General features: G+C 67.8%; 20 protein-coding genes. 8 read left to right on the forward strand and 12 right to left on the reverse strand.

All coding sequences use genetic code 11. The annotated features are described in order from the left end of the window. Window positions 1-23: 23 nt before the first annotated feature. Entirely contained in the window at window positions 24-1,109 is a 1,086-nt protein-coding gene (locus tag NCO8_RS10980) for a saccharopine dehydrogenase family protein (RefSeq protein ID WP_067638669.1), read from the reverse strand. A 111-nt stretch (window positions 1,110-1,220) separates the two neighbouring features. Between NCO8_RS10980 and NCO8_RS10985 the strand changes: the two genes are divergently transcribed. From NCO8_RS10985 to NCO8_RS11005, 5 genes are all read left to right on the forward strand, one after another. Then, window positions 1,221-2,399 (forward strand): NAD(P)/FAD-dependent oxidoreductase, encoded by a 1,179-nt coding sequence (locus tag NCO8_RS10985; protein WP_067638671.1) that lies wholly within the window; start codon window positions 1,221-1,223, stop codon window positions 2,397-2,399. A gap of 10 nt (window positions 2,400-2,409) precedes the next feature. Beyond that, window positions 2,410-3,348: a sigma-70 family RNA polymerase sigma factor gene (locus NCO8_RS10990; protein ID WP_067638672.1), complete on the forward strand. Its 939-nt coding sequence runs from the start codon at window positions 2,410-2,412 to the stop codon at window positions 3,346-3,348. Window positions 3,349-3,435: 87 nt separating this feature from the next. Continuing rightward, entirely contained in the window at window positions 3,436-4,617 is a 1,182-nt protein-coding gene (locus NCO8_RS10995) for an NAD(P)/FAD-dependent oxidoreductase (protein ID WP_067638673.1), read from the forward strand. 22 nt (window positions 4,618-4,639) lie between these two features. After that, complete coding sequence (locus NCO8_RS11000; RefSeq protein ID WP_067638674.1) at window positions 4,640-5,530, forward strand: RNA polymerase sigma-70 factor; 891 nt, start codon at window positions 4,640-4,642, stop codon at window positions 5,528-5,530. 215 nt (window positions 5,531-5,745) lie between these two features. Continuing rightward, a complete protein-coding gene (locus tag NCO8_RS11005; protein ID WP_067638676.1) occupies window positions 5,746-6,138 on the forward strand; it encodes a hypothetical protein in 393 nt (130 codons plus the stop codon). Here the strand turns inward: NCO8_RS11005 and NCO8_RS11010 are convergent. After that, on the reverse strand, window positions 6,114-6,902 hold the full coding sequence (locus NCO8_RS11010) for an SDR family NAD(P)-dependent oxidoreductase (protein WP_067639986.1): 789 nt from the start codon (window positions 6,900-6,902) through the stop codon (window positions 6,114-6,116). The genes NCO8_RS11005 and NCO8_RS11010 overlap by 25 nt on opposite strands. 212 nt (window positions 6,903-7,114) lie before the next feature. Here NCO8_RS11010 and NCO8_RS11015 point away from each other — a divergent pair, with 212 nt between their 5' ends. After that, the gene (locus tag NCO8_RS11015; RefSeq protein ID WP_084456918.1) at window positions 7,115-7,852 is read left to right on the forward strand and encodes an HD domain-containing protein; all 738 of its coding nucleotides are present in this window, start codon (window positions 7,115-7,117) and stop codon (window positions 7,850-7,852) included. Between the two features lie 9 nt (window positions 7,853-7,861). Here NCO8_RS11015 and NCO8_RS11020 read toward each other — a convergent pair whose 3' ends face one another. The 3 genes from NCO8_RS11020 to NCO8_RS31815 all read right to left on the reverse strand — a co-directional run bounded on the left by NCO8_RS11020 (window position 7,862) and on the right by NCO8_RS31815 (window position 9,918). Further along, complete coding sequence (locus NCO8_RS11020) at window positions 7,862-9,175, reverse strand: Dyp-type peroxidase (RefSeq protein ID WP_067638678.1); 1,314 nt, start codon at window positions 9,173-9,175, stop codon at window positions 7,862-7,864. A gap of 86 nt (window positions 9,176-9,261) precedes the next feature. Continuing rightward, a complete protein-coding gene (locus NCO8_RS11025; protein WP_245655309.1) occupies window positions 9,262-9,642 on the reverse strand; it encodes a DUF4440 domain-containing protein in 381 nt (126 codons plus the stop codon). Between the two features lie 120 nt (window positions 9,643-9,762). Next, on the reverse strand, window positions 9,763-9,918 hold the full coding sequence (locus NCO8_RS31815) for a hypothetical protein (protein ID WP_166655796.1): 156 nt from the start codon (window positions 9,916-9,918) through the stop codon (window positions 9,763-9,765). Between the two features lie 184 nt (window positions 9,919-10,102). Here NCO8_RS31815 and NCO8_RS11030 point away from each other — a divergent pair, with 184 nt between their 5' ends. Then, complete coding sequence (locus tag NCO8_RS11030; RefSeq protein WP_067638681.1) at window positions 10,103-10,696, forward strand: TetR/AcrR family transcriptional regulator; 594 nt, start codon at window positions 10,103-10,105, stop codon at window positions 10,694-10,696. Between the two features lie 25 nt (window positions 10,697-10,721). Here NCO8_RS11030 and NCO8_RS11035 read toward each other — a convergent pair whose 3' ends face one another. The 3 genes from NCO8_RS11035 to NCO8_RS11045 form a co-directional block, all read right to left on the reverse strand. Beyond that, the gene (locus tag NCO8_RS11035) at window positions 10,722-11,018 is read right to left on the reverse strand and encodes an MmcQ/YjbR family DNA-binding protein (protein WP_067638683.1); all 297 of its coding nucleotides are present in this window, start codon (window positions 11,016-11,018) and stop codon (window positions 10,722-10,724) included. After that, a complete protein-coding gene (ilvD, locus tag NCO8_RS11040; RefSeq protein ID WP_067638685.1) occupies window positions 11,015-12,706 on the reverse strand; it encodes a dihydroxy-acid dehydratase in 1,692 nt (563 codons plus the stop codon). Before ilvD ends, NCO8_RS11035 begins: the two co-directional genes overlap by 4 nt. Before the next feature lie 78 nt (window positions 12,707-12,784). Beyond that, window positions 12,785-14,095, reverse strand: a complete 1,311-nt coding sequence (locus NCO8_RS11045; RefSeq protein ID WP_157104868.1) for a TerD family protein — start codon at window positions 14,093-14,095, stop codon at window positions 12,785-12,787. A 176-nt stretch (window positions 14,096-14,271) separates the two neighbouring features. Between NCO8_RS11045 and NCO8_RS11050 the strand changes: the two genes are divergently transcribed. Beyond that, complete coding sequence (locus NCO8_RS11050; RefSeq protein WP_067638687.1) at window positions 14,272-15,153, forward strand: glucosyl-3-phosphoglycerate synthase; 882 nt, start codon at window positions 14,272-14,274, stop codon at window positions 15,151-15,153. A gap of 50 nt (window positions 15,154-15,203) precedes the next feature. Here the strand turns inward: NCO8_RS11050 and NCO8_RS11055 are convergent, their stop codons facing one another. The 4 genes from NCO8_RS11055 to NCO8_RS11070 all read right to left on the reverse strand — a co-directional run bounded on the left by NCO8_RS11055 (window position 15,204) and on the right by NCO8_RS11070 (window position 20,769). Next, a complete protein-coding gene (locus NCO8_RS11055) occupies window positions 15,204-17,048 on the reverse strand; it encodes an ATP-binding cassette domain-containing protein (protein ID WP_067638690.1) in 1,845 nt (614 codons plus the stop codon). A 9-nt stretch (window positions 17,049-17,057) separates the two neighbouring features. After that, window positions 17,058-18,227, reverse strand: coding sequence for a type III polyketide synthase (locus tag NCO8_RS11060; protein ID WP_067638692.1), 1,170 nt, complete (start codon window positions 18,225-18,227; stop codon window positions 17,058-17,060). 69 nt (window positions 18,228-18,296) lie between these two features. Next, window positions 18,297-19,763, reverse strand: a complete 1,467-nt coding sequence (locus NCO8_RS11065) for a fatty acid desaturase (RefSeq protein ID WP_133734137.1) — start codon at window positions 19,761-19,763, stop codon at window positions 18,297-18,299. Window positions 19,764-19,977: 214 nt separating this feature from the next. Beyond that, window positions 19,978-20,769: an LppX_LprAFG lipoprotein gene (locus tag NCO8_RS11070; protein WP_084457119.1), complete on the reverse strand. Its 792-nt coding sequence runs from the start codon at window positions 20,767-20,769 to the stop codon at window positions 19,978-19,980. Window positions 20,770-20,836: the final 67 nt, after the last annotated feature.

Here is a 20,836-nt window from a genome sequence, read left to right on the forward strand (position 1 = left end):
GGGTCGGCGTCCTCAATCGCCGCTCAGGCGGGACGTGGCTCCGGAAAGGGCCAGCTGATGTCCCCACCGGGGATCGACAGCAGGAAGTCGGCGCCGAGCGCGTTCGCGGGGGTGTGCGCGCCGGGTGGCGCGGGCCGGGCGTGCAGGGTGATCGCCGCATGCACCATCGAACGCGCGGTGAAGGCGTAAGTGTTGGACACGTCGACGGCGAGCGAAAGGCCGCTGCCGTCGGCGCGGTAGACGCGGGCCCAACCGGTGCTGCGGGTGGCGTCGCGGGTCGCCTGATCGGGAACCGGAATCCGGTCGATCACCAGGTCGGTGACGGTACGACCGGCCCCGCTGGCGGTGACGAACCGCAGCGGCGTGCTCAATGCCCGCACCACCGGCGACAACGGCACGGCGGTGAACGTGGCCACCTCGGTGAGCCCGTAGCCGTGGCCCGCGCTGCACACATCGCCCAGGGGCGTACTGGCGACACCGACCGGACGACCTCGGCCCACGTCGATCGTCAGGGCGCGGTGCGCGTGCGGCACCGCGACCAGTTCACCGCCGGAACGCACGAGGTTGCCGCGGGCGATGCCGTCGACCGCCGTGCGCAACGTGCCCCGGCTGAATCCACCACGGCTGATCATCGCCACGTCGGCGCCGACCGCGTCGGGTACCGCACCGACCAGGCGGGCGACGAGATGATCGGTCGGGACGATGTCGAACCCGACGCCGGGGATCACGGTGATCCCGGCACGCACCGCGTCGTCGTGGCGGGCGTAGATCGCGGCGAACACCTGCGTCTCGCCGGTCACGTCGAGGTAGTTGGTTCCACTGGCCAGGCAGGCCGCGAGCATCGGCTCGTAGGTGTGGACGAACGGTCCGGCGCAGTGCAGCACGGTGTCGACGTCGGCGAGTTGCGCGGCGGCATCGTCGGTGTCGGCGAGGTCGAACGGGCGCGCCGTCAGACCGTGCCGGGCGGCGACTTCACCGACCCGCTCGGCCGAGCGACCCGAGATCAGCGGCCGTAACCCGCGCGAGAGTGCTTCGGCGACAACAAGTTCACCGGTGTATCCGTAGGCGCCGTAGATGAGCACAGTCGGCTCGCCGTCCAGGTGTGACATAGGGGAACACTAAGCGCTCGATCAGCATGTGGTCCAGTTCACTCGATCGTGCTGTCAGGAATCCGGGAGCTGTCTCGTTCAGGGTGTACGCGAACCAGACAGGAGCGAATCATGAAGCACCGCATCGTTGTTCTCGGGGCCGGATACGCCGGGGCCTTCAGCGCCGGTTTCCTCGCCCGCCAGCTGCACGGCGACGACTTCGAGATCACCGTCGTCAATGCCGAACCGGACTTCGTGGAGCGGTTGCGGCTGCATCAGCTCGCCGCCGGGCACGATCTGCCGCATCGCCCGCTGGCCGAGGTCTTCGCCGGCACCGGCATCCGGTTGCGGGTGGCCAGGGTGACCGCCCTCGACGTCGACCGTCGGCGGGTCACCCTCGACGAAGGCGACCACCTGGGCTACGACACCCTGCTCTACACGCTCGGCAGCACCATCGCCGACCACGGTGTCCCCGGCGTCGCCGAACACGCCTACAACGTGGCCGGACGACCTTCGGCGCTGCGGCTACGCGCCCGCCTCGACGACTTGGGCAGGCACGGCGACGTGTTGGTCGTCGGCGGAAACCTCACCGCCATCGAGGCCGCGACGGAGATCGCCGAGGCCCGTCCCGGTCTGCGGGTCACCCTCGCCACCAGCGGCGAGGTGGGCGGTTGGCTCGGGCCGAAAGCGCGCAGGCACCTGCTGCGAGCCTTCGACCGGCTCGGCATCGCCGTGCACGAACACACCACGGTCGAGCGAGTCGAACAGAGCGCGGTGTTCGCGGCGGACGGCACCGCCTTCGTCTCCGACGCGACGGTGTGGGCGGCCGGATTCGCGGTCCACCCGATCGCGGCCGCCAGTGGACTGGCGGTGGAGCCCAACGGGCAGATCACCGCGGATCGCGAGCTGCGGTCGGTTTCGCATCCGGATGTGTTCGTCGCGGGCGACAGCGGGTTCGTCATCGGCGGGAACGGTCGTCCGCTGCCGATGTCGTGCGCGTCGGCCGGGTTCACCGGGCAGCAGGCCACGGCGACGATCATCGGCGAACTCACCGGACGCGCGATCAAGCGCACCTCGCTGAGTTACGTCGGCAACCATGTGAGCCTCGGCCGCAAAGACGCGATCTTCCAGTTCGTCGACGGCGATGCCCGTGCCAAGCCGGGCGCGCTGTGTGGCAGGCCGGCCGCGTGGGTGAAGTCGGCCATCGTGGGGACCAGCGGCTGGGCGATCAGCCACCCGACGTTCGGCAAGCTCGACCACCACTACCGTGCGGCCGCGGGCGCACCGTCGCGCGGGGTTCTCGCCGCCTAGAGTCGTGCTCATGGACACCGCGACCGTCGCGCGTTTCGAGGCCAACCGCAACCGGTTGGCCTCACTCGCGTACCGCCTGCTCGGGTCGGCCGCCGATGCCGAGGACACGGTGCAGGACGCTTTTCTGCGGTGGCAGGCCGCAGATCGCGACCACGTCGAGGTGCCAGAGGCCTGGCTCACCAAGATCGTCACCAACCTGGCTCTCGACCGTCTGCGCTCGGCGAAGGTGCGTCGAGAGCGGGCGGTGGGTGCGTGGATGCCCGAGCCGCTGCTCGACGGCGACCCCATGCTCGGGCCCGCCGACACCGCCGAACAACGGGAGTCGGTGACGCTGGCGGTGCTCATGCTGCTCGAACAGCTCACCCCGGTGGAACGCGCGGTTTATGTTCTGCGCGAAGCGTTCTCCTACAGCCACGCGGAGATCGCCGACATTCTCGGCATCAGCGAATCGGCCAGTCAGCAGCACGCGCATCGCGCCAAGCGCCGGATCACCGCCGCCCGCAACGGAACCGGCACCGATCACGCGGCGGCGCGACGGATCGTGGAGGCGTTCGTCGCGGCCGCGTCGTCGGGACGGACAGAACAGCTCGTCGCCCTGCTCACCGCCGACGCCACCGGCACTTCCGACGGTTTGGGCGGCACCGCACGCAAGCTCGTCCGTTTCATCGGCCCGTCCCGGCTGGCGATCGCCATGCGAGCGGGCTTCCGGCCCGACACGATCAGGCGACACCTCGACGGTCGCCTACCCGATTTCCACGCCGCCCTGGTCAACGGCTGCCCGGCCCTCGTGTTCACGCTCGACGACCGGGTCCTCAGCGTGGCGGTCATGGAGATACGCGACGACCGGATCGCGGGCCTGCGCGCCATCGCCAACCCGGCCCGGTTGGCCCGTTTCGCCCAGCGGTGGCAGCGCGCCGACCACGACAGCCCGCTCATCGAAGCCTGGTAGACCAGCTGGTGATCTGAGTCACATCGTGTCAGGATTCTCGCCCGCGCGGTGTCTTGTGCTCGAACCCCTCGGAGCGAAGGAGACACCATGAACACCAACCACGTGGTCGTGATCGGCGGCGGATACGCCGGGGTGATGGCGGCGAATCGGCTCAGCGCACGCCAGGACGTGCGGATCACCGTGATCAACCCGCGCCCCGTCTTCGTGCCGCGGCTGCGCCTGCATCAGCTGGTCGGCGGAACCCACGACGCGATCGTGGACTACCGCGAGGTACTGGCCGAGGGGGTCTCGCTGGTCGTCGACAGCGTCACCGGGATCGATGCGGCTGCCCGCCGCGTCGCCCTCGCCGACGGCGCGGACCTCGACTTCGACTACCTCGTCTATGCCCTCGGTAGCGGCACCCCCGAACCACAGGTGCCCGGTGCGGCCGAATTCGCCTATCCGGTCGCCACTTTGGAGGCGGCGCAGCGGTTGCGGTCGATCCTGTTCGACCGGGCGATGTCGGCGCCGGTGACCGTGGTCGGCGGCGGCCCCACCGGGATCGAGACCGCGACCGAACTCGCCGAACAGGGACGTTCGGTCACCCTCGTCTGCGGCGGCACGCTGGGCCCGTACCTGCACCCGCGAGCTCGACGAACCGCCCGCAAGTACCTGACGAAACTGGGCGTCGGGCTACTCGAAGGTCCCGAATCGGTCGTCACCGAGGTGACGAAGACGTCGGTGCACCTGGCGACCGGAACCACCCTGCCCAGCGAGATCACCATCTGGGCAGCGGGTTTCGGCATACCGCGACTGGCGGCACACAGTAGCCTGCGCACCGATGCCGCCGGGCGGCTGCTCACCGACGAGACCCTGACCAGCGTCGACGACGACCGGATCGTCGCGGCCGGTGACTCGTCGGCACCCTCGGACCTGCCGTTCCGGATGAGCGCCTATGTGGCCGGTTGCCTCGGCGCACACGCCGCCGACACCATCGCGCACCGCATCGACGGGACCGAACCCACCTCGATCGACCTGGCTTTCCAGGCGATGTGCATCAGCTTCGGCCGCCGAGCGGGCATCTTCCAGCTCGGCCACAAGGACGACACCGCGATGGGCCTCTACTTCACCGGCCCAGCCGGTCGCGCGCTCAAGGAGTTCTCGTGCGCGGCCAGCGTGAAGCATCTGGTGACCGAGGCGAACAAGCCCGGTTCGCACTCCTGGCCGAAGGACGGCAAACACCGTCCGCAGGTGTTGCGCGACCGCCGCGCCGCGATCACCACAGCCTGAGCCACGGACAGGAGAACCGACGATGACCACTCCCGTCGACGCGACGGAAACCTTTGTGCAGCATCGCAATCTGTTGTTCACGGTGGCCTACGAGATGCTCGGCTCGGCGGCCGACGCCGAGGACGTGCTGCAGGAGACCTGGCTGCGGTGGGTGAAGGCCGACCCGGACGAGGTGGCGGACCGGCGCGCGTATCTGGTGCGCATCACCACCCGCCAGGCGCTGAACCGGTTGCGCTCGCTCAAGCGGCGACGGGAGTCCTATGTCGGTTCGTGGCTGCCGGAACCGCTGCTCACCGCACCGGACGTCGCCGCCGATGTCGAACTCGCCGACAGCGTGTCGATGGGATTGATGCTGGTGCTCGAGACGTTGACCCCGACCGAACGCGCGGTGTTCGTGCTGCATGAGGCGTTCGGCATCAGCTACGCCGAGATCGCGACGGCGGTCGACAAGTCGCCCGCCGCCGTGCACCAGATCGCCAGTCGCGCCCGCCGGCACGTAGAGGAACGCAGGCCGCGGCGCACGGTGACCGCACAGCAGGCCGAGGCCACGATCGAAGCGTTCCAGCGGGCGCTGGAGACCCGTGACCTGCAGGGATTGCTCGATGTCCTCGCACCGGACGTGGTTGCCGTCAGCGACGGGGGCGGAATCAAGCAGGCCAACCCGCGCCCGGTCGTCGGCGCCGACAAGGTGTCGCGTTTCATCGTCGGCGGCCTCACCAAACACGCTGTCGACCTCGTCGTCGAGCCGACGCTGGTCAACGGTGGGCCCGCGCTGGCGGTGTCCATCGACGGCGAGCGCGACGGTGTGCTCGCCGTCCGCGTCGAGGACCACCGGATCACGGGCATCTACTACGTCCGCAACCCGCAGAAGCTGACGCACATCGACGCGGCGACCCCACTCACCCTGCGATGAGATGCCCGTACGCGTCGCCGCGCCGGGTGGTGCGGGAGGCCGCACCCATCCACGACTCCCCCACGCACGAATAGTGTGCAGGCGGGCCGGCACCGCACTACCCGCACCACCCACTCCCTGGCGCCGGCCCGCCTGTTTTGTGTCGTCACCAGGTGTTTCCGTGCGTTCCGCCGGGGTAAGCGACTCACGCCAAGCCCTTCTCGGTGAGGAGTGCGATGTCCACCGACGACCGTCCGTCCCGGCCGAATCAGGCCGCGACCCTGGCCCGCGCGCACGGCGCTTTCAATGTCGTGGGCGGCTTATGGCCGCTCGTCAGCAGGCGCAGCTTCGAGGCGATCTTCGGCTCGAAGTACGACCGCTGGTTGCAGTTCACCGTCGCCGGACTGCTCGCCGGCAACGGCCTCGTGCAGCTGACGGCAGCGCGTACACCCGCGGGCCTGGCGAGCGCACGCAGGCTCGGTCTGACCACCGCGGGCTGGTTGCTGGCGATCGACCTGATCTACGTCCCGAAGGGCACGATCCGCAAGACATACCTCCTCGACGCGGCCATGGAAATCGGCTGGCTCGCCGCCTGGCAGGGGCGTTACGGCAGGATCGAATCGACGTAGCCACCGTCCACGCGCAAGGCTCCGCCGGTGGTCGCCGACGCCAGCGGCGAACTCAGGTAAACGACCATGTTCGCGATTTCCGACGGTTCGATCAGCCGCTGGATCAGCGACTGCGGGCGATGCACGCGCATGAACTCCCGCTGCGCCTGCTCCCACGGCAACGACCGGTCGACCAGCTGGTACACGAATTCCTCGACGCCACCGGTGTGCGTGGGTCCGGCGATCACCGAATTCACCGTGACCCCGGTCCCCGCGGCGTCTTTGGCGAAGCCGCGGGTCACGGCGAGCAGCGCCGTCTTGGATACTCCGTAGTGGATCATCTCGGCGGGAGTGACCACGGCGGAATCGCTGGCGATCTGCAGGGCACGACCCCACCCGCGCTCGATCATGCCGGGCAGGTACGCCCGGATGAGCCGCACGGCCGACAGCACGTTCACCTCGAAGAACGACCGCCATTGCGCGTCGGTGATCTCCCGCGCGGGGACTGCCTCGAAGATGCCGAGATTGTTCACGAGGACGTCTACGCCGGGCAATTCGCGCAGCAAGCGGGCGAGGCCCTCGTCGGTGGTCACATCGGCCGCCACACCGACCGCGTCCCCACCGGTGCCGCGAATGGCGTCGACCGCCGCGTCGACCCGATCGGCCGAGCGTCCGTTCACCACCACCCGCGCGCCCGCGTCGGCGAGCCCCTGAGCGATGGCCGCCCCGATGCCCTGGGTGGAGCCGGTGACCAACGCCGTCTTCCCGGTCAGATCGATCCGCACGCGCATCACTCCTCACAACGGTCCTACCGGACTCCGACAAGAACGAACGCTGTGTGCACCCTATCGCCGGATCAGCGCGCAGGGGCCGGTCCGGCGGCGCACCATCTCCTTCACGCTCGTCATGGCGGAACCAGACAGCCACTCCTTCAACCTAATTGAAGGAATCCTGATAACCTTCAAATGCATTGAAGGTTATCAGGATCGGAGTACTCATGGACATCACTCGTCGTAGCGCCCTCGGCACCGCCGCGTCGACCGGGGCAGCCCTCGCCGCGTCGCACGCGATCGCGTCGGCCCGGCCCGACGCGCTGGTCTTCCCGACCACACCCGTCGCCCAGGCAGCGCGTGAACTGATCGACACCGCAGTGGCGGCGCCGGTACGCAATCACAGCTTGCGTGGATATCTGTTCGCCCGTGCCGTCGCCGCGACGAACGGCCTGCGGGCCGGCGTCGATTACGACGACGAGACCATGTATTTGATCTGCGCGCTGCACGACATCGGGCTGGGCGAGGTCGCCAACGGAAACCAACGATTCGAGGTCGACGGCGCGGATTTCGCGGCCCAGTTCCTCGAGCGCCACGGCATCACCGACAGCCGGGTCGAGACAGTGTGGGACGCGATCGCCGCGCACACCTCGGGTTTCAGCGACTCACCGGTCTTCCGCAGGCGCAGGCCGGCCGAGATCTGGATCGCGGTTACGGGCATCGGCATCGATATCGGTGGCGGACCGGGTGATCTGCCGCCCGGCTACGCCGACGTCGTCCATGCCGCCTACCCGCGTCTCGGCGGAACCCCCGCGATCACCACCATCATGGAGGAGCAGATCCTCGCGGACCCCAGGAAGGCGTTTCCGGCCAGCCTGGGGGCCGAGCTCGTGCGCCTGCATCATCCGCAGGTTCCGTTGCCCGACTGGGACGACCTCATGAACTCGAGCGGTTGGCAGGACTGACCCGAGCGCTCAAGCGAGCAGGGCCGCGGCGACGGACTCCCCCGGCGCCGCACCCGGCGGCATGGCGAAGAATCCACTGCCGGTGTGCTGGACGAGCGGGTTGAGCCGGTCGGTCGCCATGGCCCGCTGTGCCTTCACGAATTGCTCGGGCGGGTTGTTCTGATAGGCGGCGAACAGCAGTCCGACATCGAGTTGGCCGTGGCCGCCGTGACTGTGTTCGGGAGTACCCGGTGCGTGCGAATGTGGTTGGGCGGGTGTCGGATCGGGCGAGCCGCCAGCGTTGGCGACCAGCAATCCGTAGTCGTAGTTGTAGCTGCGGCGCAGCATCGGGATGCCGTGCACCAACCGCACATGCGCGTTGTCCGCGATCGCGAGGTCACCGCGTTCGTCCCGCGCGGCCAGGTCGACGGTGTCGAATTCCGATGCGCCACCGAGCGGGGCACCGTCACCACGCCGCCGGCCGATGATCTGGTTCTGCTGGGCGACCGGAAGTTGGTCCCACTCGGCGGTTTTCATCCGGATCTTGCGGAAGACCAAGTACGTACCGCCATGGAACCAGCCGGGTTCGGCGGGCGAGTCGACCCACACCGTTGTATCGAAACCGGCTGTGCCGGTTGGCGGATTGGCGGTGCCGTCTTTGAAGCCGAAGGCATTGCGCGGGGTACCGCCGTCGCCGGGGAGACCGAGGAAGCCGTGCTGCGTCCAGCGCATCCGGGCCAGGCCGGGCATGCGCGCTCGCAAGGCCCGAAAAGCGTGGCTGACCAGTTGGGAGTCGTCGGCGCAGATCTGCACCAGCAGATCACCACCACACCAGGCGGGGTTCAGGGCGTCGCCGTCGAAGGCCGGTAGTGCGCCGAGGTGGCGAGGACGGCGGTCGGCCAGGCCGAACCGCTCGTCGAACACGGCGGCGCCGAGACCGAAGGTCATCGTCAGGCGGGCAGGCTCGAGTCCGGTCGCGAAATCGGTTTCGGCGGTCGTATCCGGTTGGGCGCGTGGCGGTTCGGGCATCGGGCGACCCGCCGTGAGTGCGGCCGAGACCGCGGTCCATTCGGTCAGCAGTTCACGCAGCGCCCCCCGGTCCGGACGCGCCACATCGCAGGCAAGGAACAGTGCGTGCGATTGCGGACTCGTCGCGATTCCCGCCTGGTGTTCGCCGTGGAAAGGCTCGATCGCCGCACCGGCGGAATCCGGCGCGGCACCCCGCCCGATCACCGCGCCCGCCGTCGCCGCACCGGCCACTGTGACGGCCCCACCGATCAGGGCTCGCCGCGAGAAACCCGTGGTCGCACCGTAATTACTACGCTCTGTAGTAGTTTTTCGCATGCCCGCAGAGTAGCTCAGCGAGTCGACAGCTTCAACCTACATGAAGGTGTGCTTACGTGAGCCTTACGGCTGTGCCTCTGGGCGGGTCAGTTGGGTACGTCGGTTTCCTGAAGGGTCCACCAGCGCACCGCGTCGGGCTCCGGGCGTAGAACCGCGAGCACGCGACGCCGGGAGACCACACCGGCGTTCTCGTGCGCTTCGAGGAAACGCACGACCGTCATGGCATCGTCCGCCGACAGCACTTCGATCTCGCTGATGGTGATACGCAACCCCGGCTGGGCGTTACGCGCCGCTCGCAGCCCGGCCAGCAGTTCGTCGCGGTGCAGGATCTGTCCGGTGGTGGTCACCATGGAGAACGAGGCGTCCTGCGCCGCCGCGAAACGGTCGAAAACCGAGTCCGGCGCCTCGGTCCCGAGCCAGGCGGCCAGGTCATCGTGTAGCGCCCGTATCGCACCCTCGAGATCCACGCTCAACTCTTCGCCTTTCGCCGCGATGATTCACACACGAATCGAGGTAGAGCGGGGGGCGGCCGATCACAGTCCCCTGTCCGCTCGCGATCCTGAGGGCGAATACTCTTGTCCGACAGCTTATCCACCGCGTTCGGACGGTGACTCGTCGTCCTCTCCTTCTGCCTGACTGGGCTGCGGGGTGAGGCGGTCGGGTGGCTGGATCATGTCCGGGTCGGCATCCGGGTCCTGGGTGGGGTCGTAGCGGTCACCGGAAGGTTCCTTCGGCTCATGCATGGGGTCCTCCTTTCCTCGTACACCGCCTACCCGGTGCGAGGATGGGAAAACGGTCGGGCACCGCCCCCAGGCCGCTACTCTCGGCGACTCGGGCGCCGACCCTGACGACAGGCCGAAAGGTGTCGGCCACGTCACATGGCCCGGCACCGGCCGCGATCCTCCGAGACGAGATAATGGCGCGGAAATGACCGAGACCATCGAGCCCCGAGGCGATGCCACCCGTGCACGCCTCCTAGAGGCAGCCATCGACGCGTTCGCCGAAAAAGGCTTCAACGGTACGACCACGCGCGATATCGCGTCGGCCGCCGGTATGAGCCCGGCGGCGGTATATGTGCATCACAAGTCGAAAGAGGAACTGCTGTACGTGATCTCGCGCGCGGGGCACGAGCAGTCACTCGAGCTGGTCCGCGCCGCCATCCGGTCGACCGAGGACCCGACGCTTGCCCTGCGCACCGTGGTCCACGACTTCGCGGCCCACCATGTGCGCGGCCACACCAGGGCCCGGATCGTGAACTACGAGCTGTCCGCGCTCACCCCCGAGCACTACGCGGAGATCCGGGGCCTGCGCCGCCAGATCGACCAGGAGATCCGCGACCTCGTCGAACGCGGAGTCGCCACCGGCGCGTTCGACGTGCCCGACACGCGCATGGCCGCGGTCGCGCTGCTCTCCCTCGGCATCGACATCGCCCGCTGGTACCGCGACGGCGGCGACTGGAGCCCCGAAGACATCGCCGAGGGCTACGCGAACATGGCGTTGCGCATCGTCGGCGCGCGCTGAAACCTCCCGATCAGCTGATCGCAAGTCAGCCGGCCGCGTCCCACGCGTCACCCAGCATTTCGGCGACGAGTTCGGGTGCGGCGTCCGCCAGGGTCACCTGCACCGCGGCGAGCTTTCTGCCCCACCACGACTCGGCGCACCAGGCGGGCGATTCCGCGACCGCCTCACGAATGCCTGCTTCGGGGAGCATCACACGCAGGTGTTCGTCGTCGGGCAGGGTCGCGAAAATGGTTCGCCTGCGAAACGAGGGCCGACCGTGGTGGTCTCGTTCGGTCGCGCCCTCGAATCCCAGCGCCAGCAGGCGAACCTCGTCCGGCGTCATCCCGTGACGGCTCCATGGGCCGCCGAGCTGACCAGCTTGCGGTACTTGGCGAGGACACCGGAGGTGTACTTGGGAGCAGCGGGTTCCCAGCCGACCTTGCGGGCGGCGAGGTCGGCCGGGTCGATTTCCACATCGAGGCGCCGGTTGGCGACATCGAGGACGATCGGGTCGCCGTCGCGGACGAACGCGATCGGGCCGCCGTCGACCGCCTCCGGCGCGACGTGCCCGACGCACAAACCCGTTGTGCCACCGGAGAATCGGCCGTCGGTGAGCAACAGGACATCCTTGCCGAGGCCCGCGCCCTTGATCGCCCCGGTGATGGCGAGCATCTCGCGCATACCCGGGCCACCCTTGGGTCCTTCGTTGCGGATGACCACCACATCACCGGCCACGATGCTGCCGTTCTCCAGCGCGTCCATCGCGGCGCGTTCCCCGTCGAACACCCGTGCCGTCCCGGCGAACACATCGGAGTCGAAGCCCGCGCTCTTCACCACCGCCCCTTCGGGCGCCAGCGTGCCGTGCAGGATGGTGAGCCCGCCGGATCGGTGGATGGGCCGGTCGAGCGGCCGGATGACGTCGCCGTCGAGGTCGAGTTCGATGTCGGCGAGGTTCTCGGCCATGGTCTTGCCGGTGACGGTCATGACGTCGCCGTGCAGCAGACCCGCGTCGAGCAGCGCCTTCATCACGACGGGGATACCGCCGACCCGGTCCACATCGGTCATCACGTAGCGGCCGAACGGTTTCAGGTCGGCCAGATGCGGCACCTTGTCACCGACCCGGTTGAAGTCGGCGAGGGTGAGGTCCACCCCGGCCTCGTGGGCGATCGCCAGCAGGTGCAGCACCGCGTTGGTCGACCCGCCGAGTGCCATGACCACGGTGATGGCGTTCTCGAAGGCAGGCATGGTCATGATGTCGCGCGCGGTGATCCCCTTGCGCAGCAGCTCGACGACGGCCTCCCCGGACCGGTGCGCGAAGACGTCGCGGCGGCGGTCGGGGGCGGGCGGCGCCGCCGACCCCGGCAGGCTCATGCCGAGCGCTTCGGCCGCCGAGGCCATCGTGTTGGCGGTGTACATGCCGCCGCACGCGCCTTCGCCCGGACAGATCGCGCGCTCGATGCGGTCGACCTCTTCGCGGCTGATGAGGCCCTTGATGCAGGCGCCGACGGCTTCGAAGGCGTCGATGATGGTGACGTCCTTGCCGTCGAGATTGCCCGGCAGCGTCGATCCCGCGTAGAGGAACACGCTGGCCAGGTCGAGCCGGGCGGCGGCCATCAGCATGCCGGGCAGGCTCTTGTCGCACCCGGCGAGCAGCACCGACCCGTCGAGACGTTCGGCCATCATGACCGTCTCGACGGAATCCGCGATGATCTCGCGGCTGACCAGCGAGAAGTGCATGCCCTCATGGCCCATCGAGATGCCGTCGGACACCGAGATCGTCCCGAACTCGAGCGGGTACCCACCGCCCGCGTGCACACCTTCCTTCACGGCGTCGGCCAGCCGGTCGAGCGACAGGTTGCACGGGGTGATCTCGTTCCAGCTCGACGCCACCCCGATCTGGGGCTTCACCCAGTCCTCGTCCCCCATGCCGACCGCGCGGAGCATGCCGCGCGCGGCGGTCTTCTCGAGCCCGTCGGTGACATCGCGCGAGCGGGGCTTGATATCGAACGATGATTCGGTGTCGGATGCCATGGCCCAAGCCTACGACTCACCAGCGAAAACACCGACGGCCCGCCCGCGTGGGAGTCTCCGGCGAAACCACCGGACAGCTCAGCGCGGTGCGGGGCACTGACCTTCGTAGCGGCTGAGGCCCAGGCCGTTGCTGGATTTGCTGCGGCCGACCGGGCCGTTCTTGGCTGCGCGAACCCAGGTGCCCTCGGTGTCGAGGACAGGCATGCGTTCGCTGAAAGCCCGGCTGTACCTGGTGGTTCCGTCGACGGTGAGGATGCCGTCGCGGACGTCGATGTGGGCGACGGTCGCCCAGAAGGAGTTCTTGCCGTTGCCGATGACGACGGTGATCTGATCCGCGTCGGGACCGGGCAGTCCGTCGGGCCCGGGGCGGCCGTAGCGCACCCGGACTCGCGGGCGGCCGAACGTATCGATGGCTCCGGCACCGTTGTCGACGGACTGGTACACATTGAGCAGCAGGTCACCGTTCTCGGTGGGCCGGACGACCACCTGTTCGGTGGCGGGCAGGCCACCGGCCCCGGGGCCCCGGCTGTCGCCCTGGTGGTGGATGTGCGGCCAGACGTTCAGATCGCCCTGGTGCCCCTTCTCACCGCTGACCACGACATAGTCGCCGGTGAGTTCGTTGCGGCAGAAGAAGTACACGTCCAGGTCGCCGGTGCCGAATTCGGTCGGCTTGCCGTTGGTGTCGTATTTCGCGCCACGACCGTCCCATTCGAGGCCGACGGTGAGAACGTGGCCCGCACCGCCCTTGCGGAGGTCGATGGTGGCTCGCTTGTCCGGCGAGTCCTTGGTGAGCACCACATCGACTTTGCGCAGATCGATGGTCGGGTTCTGCTGCGCCGCAACAGGTTGCGGTGCGGCGAGCGCAGGCGCGGACTCCTCCACGACCTCGTCGTCGACCGTGATTCCGTGCTCAGTCGCGAAGGCCGCGAGACCGGCGCTGTAACCCTGGCCGATCGCGTCCAGCCGCCACCCACTCCCCCGGCGGTACAGTGCGACCGCCTGCAGGACGGTCTCGGAATCGAGTCCGGCGGGCGTGAAGCTCAGCGCCTGCCCGCTACCGGTCACCGACACCCGCAGCCCCGTCACCTCACCGAACCGGATGCCCTGTGCCTCGGTACTTCCCGCGATGACAACCCGGTGGATCTCGGCGGGAATCGCCGAAAGGTCGACGGAGACAACAGCATCCGATTCGAGCTGCACACCGGGAGCGGACGGGTTGTTGAAGAAGACGAAGTCGGCGTCGGAGCGCACCTTCCCGTCGGCGGTCACCAGGACCGCTGACACGTCGACCGCGCCCGCGGGACCGTCGAGATCCAGGCGGACGGTGTAGCGTCCGTCGGTGAGATCGGTCTTCGATCCCTTCGCCACTTCGACCACCGTCGCACTCATGACGTCCGCTCCTCCACTCGCCGGTCGTCGCCGTCGACGGCGAACAGTCCAACCGTACCGGTCCGCGGCGCCGCGCTGTCCGTTTCACCAGCTACTCCGACCTCGCCGTTGGCTCCGGTCACAAGATGTCGCCGCATCGCTGGCAGGTGCGCGGTCACTGACGTTCACTGATCGATATGGACGTCCGTGAGCTCATCGACCGCAAGTCGGGTCGCCGGGTCTCGGTGGTTGTCCCCGCCCTGGACGACGAGGACACCGTGGCCGGGGTCGTGGCGTCGGTGCGACCACTGCTCGGTGGTCTGATCGACGAACTGATCGTGCTCGACGCCGGCTCGACCGACCGCACCGTCGCCCGGGCGCAGGCGGCGGGCGCCGCCGCCTACACCCTCGAAGAGGCGATGCCGGGAGTGCCGCCCAGGCCCGGCAAAGGCGAGGTGGTGTGGCGGTCGCTCGCGGTGGCGACCGGCGACCTGCTGGTGTACCTCGATGCCGACCTCGTGGCACCCGATCCGCTGTTCGTGCCTGCCCTGCTGACCCCGCTACTCACCGAACCCGGCATCACGCTGGTGAAGGGCTTCTACCGGCGGCCCATCACCACCGGCGCCCAGCTGGACGCCGACGGCGGCGGCCGGGTCACCCAGCTGGTCGCGCGGCCGCTGCTCACCGCGCTGGCACCCGCGCTGGCCGAGATCGTGCAACCCCTGGGCGGCGAATACGCCGTCACCCGCGCCTTCCTCGGTGATGTCCCCCTGGCAGGCGGATACGGCGCCGAGATCGGGATCCTGCTCGACTGCTGGCAACGCCACGGTCTGTCCGCCATCGCCCAGGTCGATCTCGGTGTCCGTGTGCACCGCAACCGCCCGACCCACGAACTGGCGGTGATGAGCCGTCAGGTGGTCGCCACCTTGCTCGACCGCCTCGGCATCCGCGACTCCGGCATCGGTCTGGTCCAGTTCCTACCCTGCGAAACCGGCTGGCGCCGAACACCTTCGGAGGTCAGCCTGGTCGACCGCCCGCCCATGCGACGGGTCGTCACCGCGCACCGCGAGATCGCCTGAGCCCGGACACAATTGTGCCCCGGTCGACGAATCGACCGGGGCACCGGCGATTACGCCGCGACCAACCCGAAGTCGAGCTTCACCAGCTGATCGGCGCAGTCGAAGTACCGGTCGTCGTGGGTGATCACGATGACGGTCTTCCCGCGCTGTTTCAGATCGGTGAGGATCTCCCGGTAGAACACCTCACGGAACCTCGGCTCCTGATCGGCGGCCCACTCGTCGAACACATAGATCTGCCGGTCCTCGAGCAGCGCGGTGAGCAGGGCGAGGCGTTTGCGCTGCCCCTGGGACAGGTCGACGGTCGACAGGCGCCCGCCCTCCACACTCACCTTGTGCGCGATCTGCAGCTCCTCGAGATACCGCCGCACCTCGGCGTCGATCCCCGGCCGGTCGAAGCCCAGGTAGTCCTCGAACAGATGGAAATCGGTGAACACCGCGGACGAGTTCTGCCGGAACCATTCGATGTTGTCGTGGTCGATCCTCTCCCCGTTGAGCGACAACGACCCCGTGCGCGGCACATACAGACCGGTGATGATCTTGGCCAGCGTCGACTTCCCGCTGCCGTTACCGCCGACGACGAAGGTGATCTGGCCCGGCTCGAAGACCAGGTCGATCGGCCCGAGCCGGAACCCGCCCTCACCGGACTCGTCGAGCTCGGGCGGCGGACCCAAGGGCACCGGCCGTACATCGCTGGCGCCGTGGTCGACCCAGTTCTTGCCGTTCACATCGGGACCGGCGGAGGGCCGCGCGCCGGGATGCGCCGGGTGCGGAGCACCGGGGTGCCCGTTGCCCCCGCGCGGCGGAACACCGGGACGCGGCGGATGCGCCGGCATCCCGCCCGGGTGTGTGCCGGGCGGCGGTGGCACCGGCGACGGCGCCTCGGAGCGGTACACGTAGGTCACGTCCGACAGTTCGAGCTTGGCCTGTCCCACCGGCGGACGCTCGACGTAGGGCAGTTCGTCCTCGTTGTGCATCGTCGTCATCGACAGGTTCATCGCCCGGATCTTGGCAAGCGCCACGTCACCGCGCAGCAGATCGGGAATGCGGTGCATGAAGTTCTGCATCGGCATCGCCAGGAACGTGGTGACCAGCACGTACCCGAACATCGTCTCGCGCGGCAGGTCGAGCACCGCGGCGAGGACGAACAGGATCAGCGCCATCGTCGCCAGCTGCAACGCCTGACCGAAACCCTGTGCGTAGGAGAACTTCGACCCGGCGTCGGTGTTCTGGTCGCGCAGGGTGCCCGCCGAGCCGAGCAGATGCCGGTCCATGAAGTCGCGGCGGCGGCCACGGTGCAGTTTGAGTTCCTTGATGCCGAGTGTGACGGCCTGGAAGGAGCGCAGCAGCGCGTCCTCGTTCTCCCGAGCCTCACGGTAGATCCCGCGTACCCGCTTGAGAACCATTTCGACACAGGCGATCCCGACCAGCGTACCGGCCACAGTGACGGCGAAGATCGGCCCCGACACCACTGCCAGGAACACGAAGCAACCCACGATGGTCGCCACGTCGACGCAGATCGCCGGAATGGCGGTGACCGCCTGCGACAGCGAACGCACGTCCTCGGTGAGCGTCGCCATCAGACGATGCATACCGAGCCGTTCCAGGTGTTCCAGTGGAGCGGCGACGATCCCGGAGCTCAGATCGCTGCGCAACCGGTAGATGGCGTCCTGCGACAGCCGGATCAGCAGCACCTGCGAGAGCACGCCACTGACCAGGATCACCAGGCCCGTCAGCACGAACCGGGTGATCAGGTCGTCCGGCGGCGGTTTCGGCGAGACCGCCGCGTTGATCAACGTCACCAGATAGGTGTTGGCGGCGCCGCAGATCAGGCCCGCGACCACCACGGCCGCGATCCTGGCCGGCGACAGCGCGGCGAGAAAACGGAGCAATTGCATGATGGACTCTCAGCTGCGGATGACATCGAACACGATGCCCTCGAGGGTGACACCGGGCGCGAACGAGAACGCCACCCCGGTGGAAATAGGTGCCGCCGAATCGGATTCGCCGATCATGCGTTCGAGCACGAAGATCAGCGACACACTCAGCATGTTGCCGTGCTCGGCGAGCACAGCCCAGCTCGGCGCGGCCGTCTCCGGCGCGATGCCGAGCGAACGCGCCGATTCCTCGATGATGCGCGGACCACCGGGGTGGATCGCCCACAGGTCGACATCGGCCTTGTCGAGACCGTTGCGCGCCAGCACCTGCGTGACCACCGGGTCGACACCGCGGTAGATGTAGTCGGGCAAGCTCGCCGCCAGCTCGCAGGTGATGCCCGCGTCCTTCACGCCGAGCACGATGCCGTCTTCGGCGTCGTCGAACAGGTGGCTAAAGCTGTCGCGGATCACGACACTGCCGGGCGCCAGCGGCTGGTGCACCTGGTTGGCGCCGATCACCACCGCACCGCACCCGTCGCCGAAGAGGCTGTGGGTGATCACGTCGTTGACGTCGTCGTCGAAAACGGCGTTCACCGAGCTCAATTCGATGCACAGCACCATCGACTTCTTGTCCGGATGCGCCCGCACGAAGTCCACGGCGGTCCGGATACCGTTCATCGCGGCGGCGCAGCCCATGAAGTTCACGATCATCCGGTTGACCGTCGGCGACAGGCCGAGTTCCTTGACGACCGCGACGTCCACGCCCGGGGCGATGAATCCGGTGCTGGTCACGAAGATCAGCTGACCGATCTCCTCGGCCGGGTTCGCCAAACCGGCCACCGCCCGGCGGGCCACGTCGACCGCGAGCGGCGCCGCGTGCTCGAAGAACAGATTCATCCGCTCCCGGATGGTGCCGGGGCGCCTGCTGAATTCGAGGAAATCGGGTGCGAGTGGATCGATGGCCAGATGTCGGGTGTCGATCCTGGTCTTCTCGTAGATCCGGGGAATGCGCTGCCGCTGAACGGGGTCGGAGAAGAGTTCCGCCACGCGTCCGGCGTTGACAGCCTGCTCGACCACTCGCCGCGGCGAGCCCGTCGCCACGGCCTCGATCACACCGACGGTCGTGGGCGGCGTCGGCGGTAGCAGATCGTGCCCGCGATCGACGTCGGCCGTCTTCAGCGGACCGTGTGGTCGACGCACACCTTCATCAATGGAAACAGACACGGGCACAATTCCTTTCGAGACAGAGAAGACGTGGCAGCGGCCGGGTCAGACGGTTCCGATGCCGGTGAAGCCCTGCACCGTGTAGGTGACGCAGGTCTTCAACGCTGTGGGTGCGCAGTGTTCACGCACCAGTCCCCACCGGTTCTGCTTGGCCTCGTCCGAGGGCGCGAGCAGATAGGTCCGGCACAGCTTGGGAAGTCGATCACCGAAGAAGCTCTTCGCGGGCAGCCATTCGACCCCGAATTTCGCGGCTTCCTCACGCACCACGTCCTCGGTAGCGATATTGGCGAAACCGCTGCGCTGGAACGGAAGGACGTGATGGACGCGGTGCGAGCTCAAGCCCGCCGACAGGAAGCAGTCGACGTACTTGTTGCCCACCACGGTCAGGTCGTAGGCCTGCTCGAGCTGGTTGACACCCCAGTCCTCGGTCTCGGTGTGCAGTTCCTCGGTCGGCACCTCGAAGTCGTGGCTCGCGACGACCATGAAGGTGCTGATCCACAGGGTGATCACGAATTGCAGTGCCCAGGCGAGCAAGTCGCCCGCGACGGCGAAGGCCACGAACTCGGCGACCAGCAGGAACCGCATGCCGAACGATCCGATGAAGTGCGGCAGCGCACCGCGCCAGGTGCCGTACATGTCCTTGATGCCGACCTTGCGGGTGAGTCGGCAGACATCGAGCAGGCGAATGATCATGCCCGTCAACAGATGCCCGAACTTGTGCACGGTGTGGATCGGCACCCGGTACAGGCGCGGGACCTGCATCATCATGGTGAAGACGTTCTTCTTGATGTCGACTTCACTCTGGGTATGCGGGTGGTGCAGCAGGGCGTGGCCGTCGGCGGTGACGAAAGACAGTGCGACATAGTTCATGTCGAAGGCGTTCACCGCGTACTTGTTCCAGCCCTTCTGCGCGCGGTGGATCGCGTAGTGGCCGAAGCCGGCCAGCGAACTGCGCAGCAGCACCATCGCGATCACGAAGACCGGCAACGGCATCCAGCTGGTGTCGTAGAGCCGCAGACCCTGCACCGCGAAGTAGGCGAAGATCAGGAACGCGACCACGATGTCGAACAGGCGATCCATGCGCTTCAACCGCGCGGCCAGCTCCGGTTCCTTGATCCGGGCCTTCACCGCGTGCAGCAGGTCGTTCTTGTCGTCGAACTTGTACTTCGGGGTGTCGTCCCAGCTGTTGAAACCCTCTTTGAAGAGGAAATCCGGGGCATTGTTCTTCGGGTGGATGTCCTCGGGCGTGGCATTACGATTGAGGCTGTAACGCTCGATCATCCGCGCGATTTTTTCCGGATCACGATGGTAGGAACCGATGATCGAGGTGATGTCGCGGTTTTTCGTTCGGCCGATGAAGAATTCACCGCCCGGATGCTTGGAGATCCACTCGCTCAGGTCGTAGGCTTTGCCGTTATACACCCACACGTTGTTGACGGGCGGTCGCCCTCCGGGGCCGGGTGGTGGCGGGAGCTCGCGCTCCTGTTCATCAGGTCGATCATCGATCGTCATCAGTGCTTCCTTCGTGTCCGAACGGCGGTCGATGCGTGTGCCTGCCGACCAGCGTCCCGACACGTATAGTCCTTGCGGCGCCTTGCATCTCGCTGAAAGTTCTCTTATCGGCCGACCCAACGACACACCGGTCCGGGTCGGCGGAGCGGCACGATGTGCCGGATTCCGCGATCCCGGACCGGTGTGGGCTGTCGGGTGCGTGTGCGGGTGAGGATCAGCCCGCGGGCTTGACGATGTTCACCGGCTTGGCCCAGTTGGACAGGCCGACGGTGACCTCGCCCTGGTCCTTCTTCACCACGGCTTGAACCAGATTCGGGCCCTCACCGGTGGAGGCGGCCTCCGAGGGCTTGGTCGAATCCGAGGCGGGCGGGGCGACGTCCTGGATCCACACGGTGATCGGCATGGTGCCGGCGTTCTGGCCGATGCGGGGCACGATCGGGTCGATCACCGCGGCGTCGATGGTGCCGCTGACCTTGACGGTGTTGATGCCGTCGATGACCTCGCGGGCCTCGGCCTTGGGGTTCTGGATGTTGGCGATCACGTTCGCGATGCCCTTGTCCTTGTCCAGGATGACGCCCGGATCGTAGACCTTCTCGGCCGGACCGGCGGGCACGTAGCGACCGCTGACCTCGGTGTAGAGAACCTTGTCCACCACAAGGAATTTCGCCTCGGTGAACGGGTCCTCCGGCTTGATCTTGACCTTCGCCTCACCCATCGCGGCACCCGTGCCCTGGGTCTCGTTGGTGACGTCGGCCGAGACGGTTTCCACCGGCAGGTCGGGCAGGTTCTTCACGTCGATGTTCAGGTGGACGGTGCGCAGGGTCTGAGTGGTCTTGGCCGACTCCTTTACGATCTGCGCGCCGTCGGGCAGTGCGCCGGTCGGCGGAGCCGCGGTGGTGGTCGAGTCGTCGGTCGAGCAGCCGGTGACGAGGGCGGCGCACAGTGCGGCGGCCGCGACGACCGCGGTCACGGCGGACCGGCGACGCGGGGTGCGGTGCGGTGTGATGTCGATCAAGGTTCATCCCCTGGAGATGGTCGTAATTCGCTTGGTGAGGCAGCCGAAGCTGCCGTCG

Origin of the sequence: Nocardia coubleae NBRC 108252, from assembly GCF_001612805.1 — a bacterium.
In the GTDB taxonomy this organism is placed as follows: Bacteria; Actinomycetota; Actinomycetes; order Mycobacteriales; family Mycobacteriaceae; genus Nocardia; species Nocardia coubleae.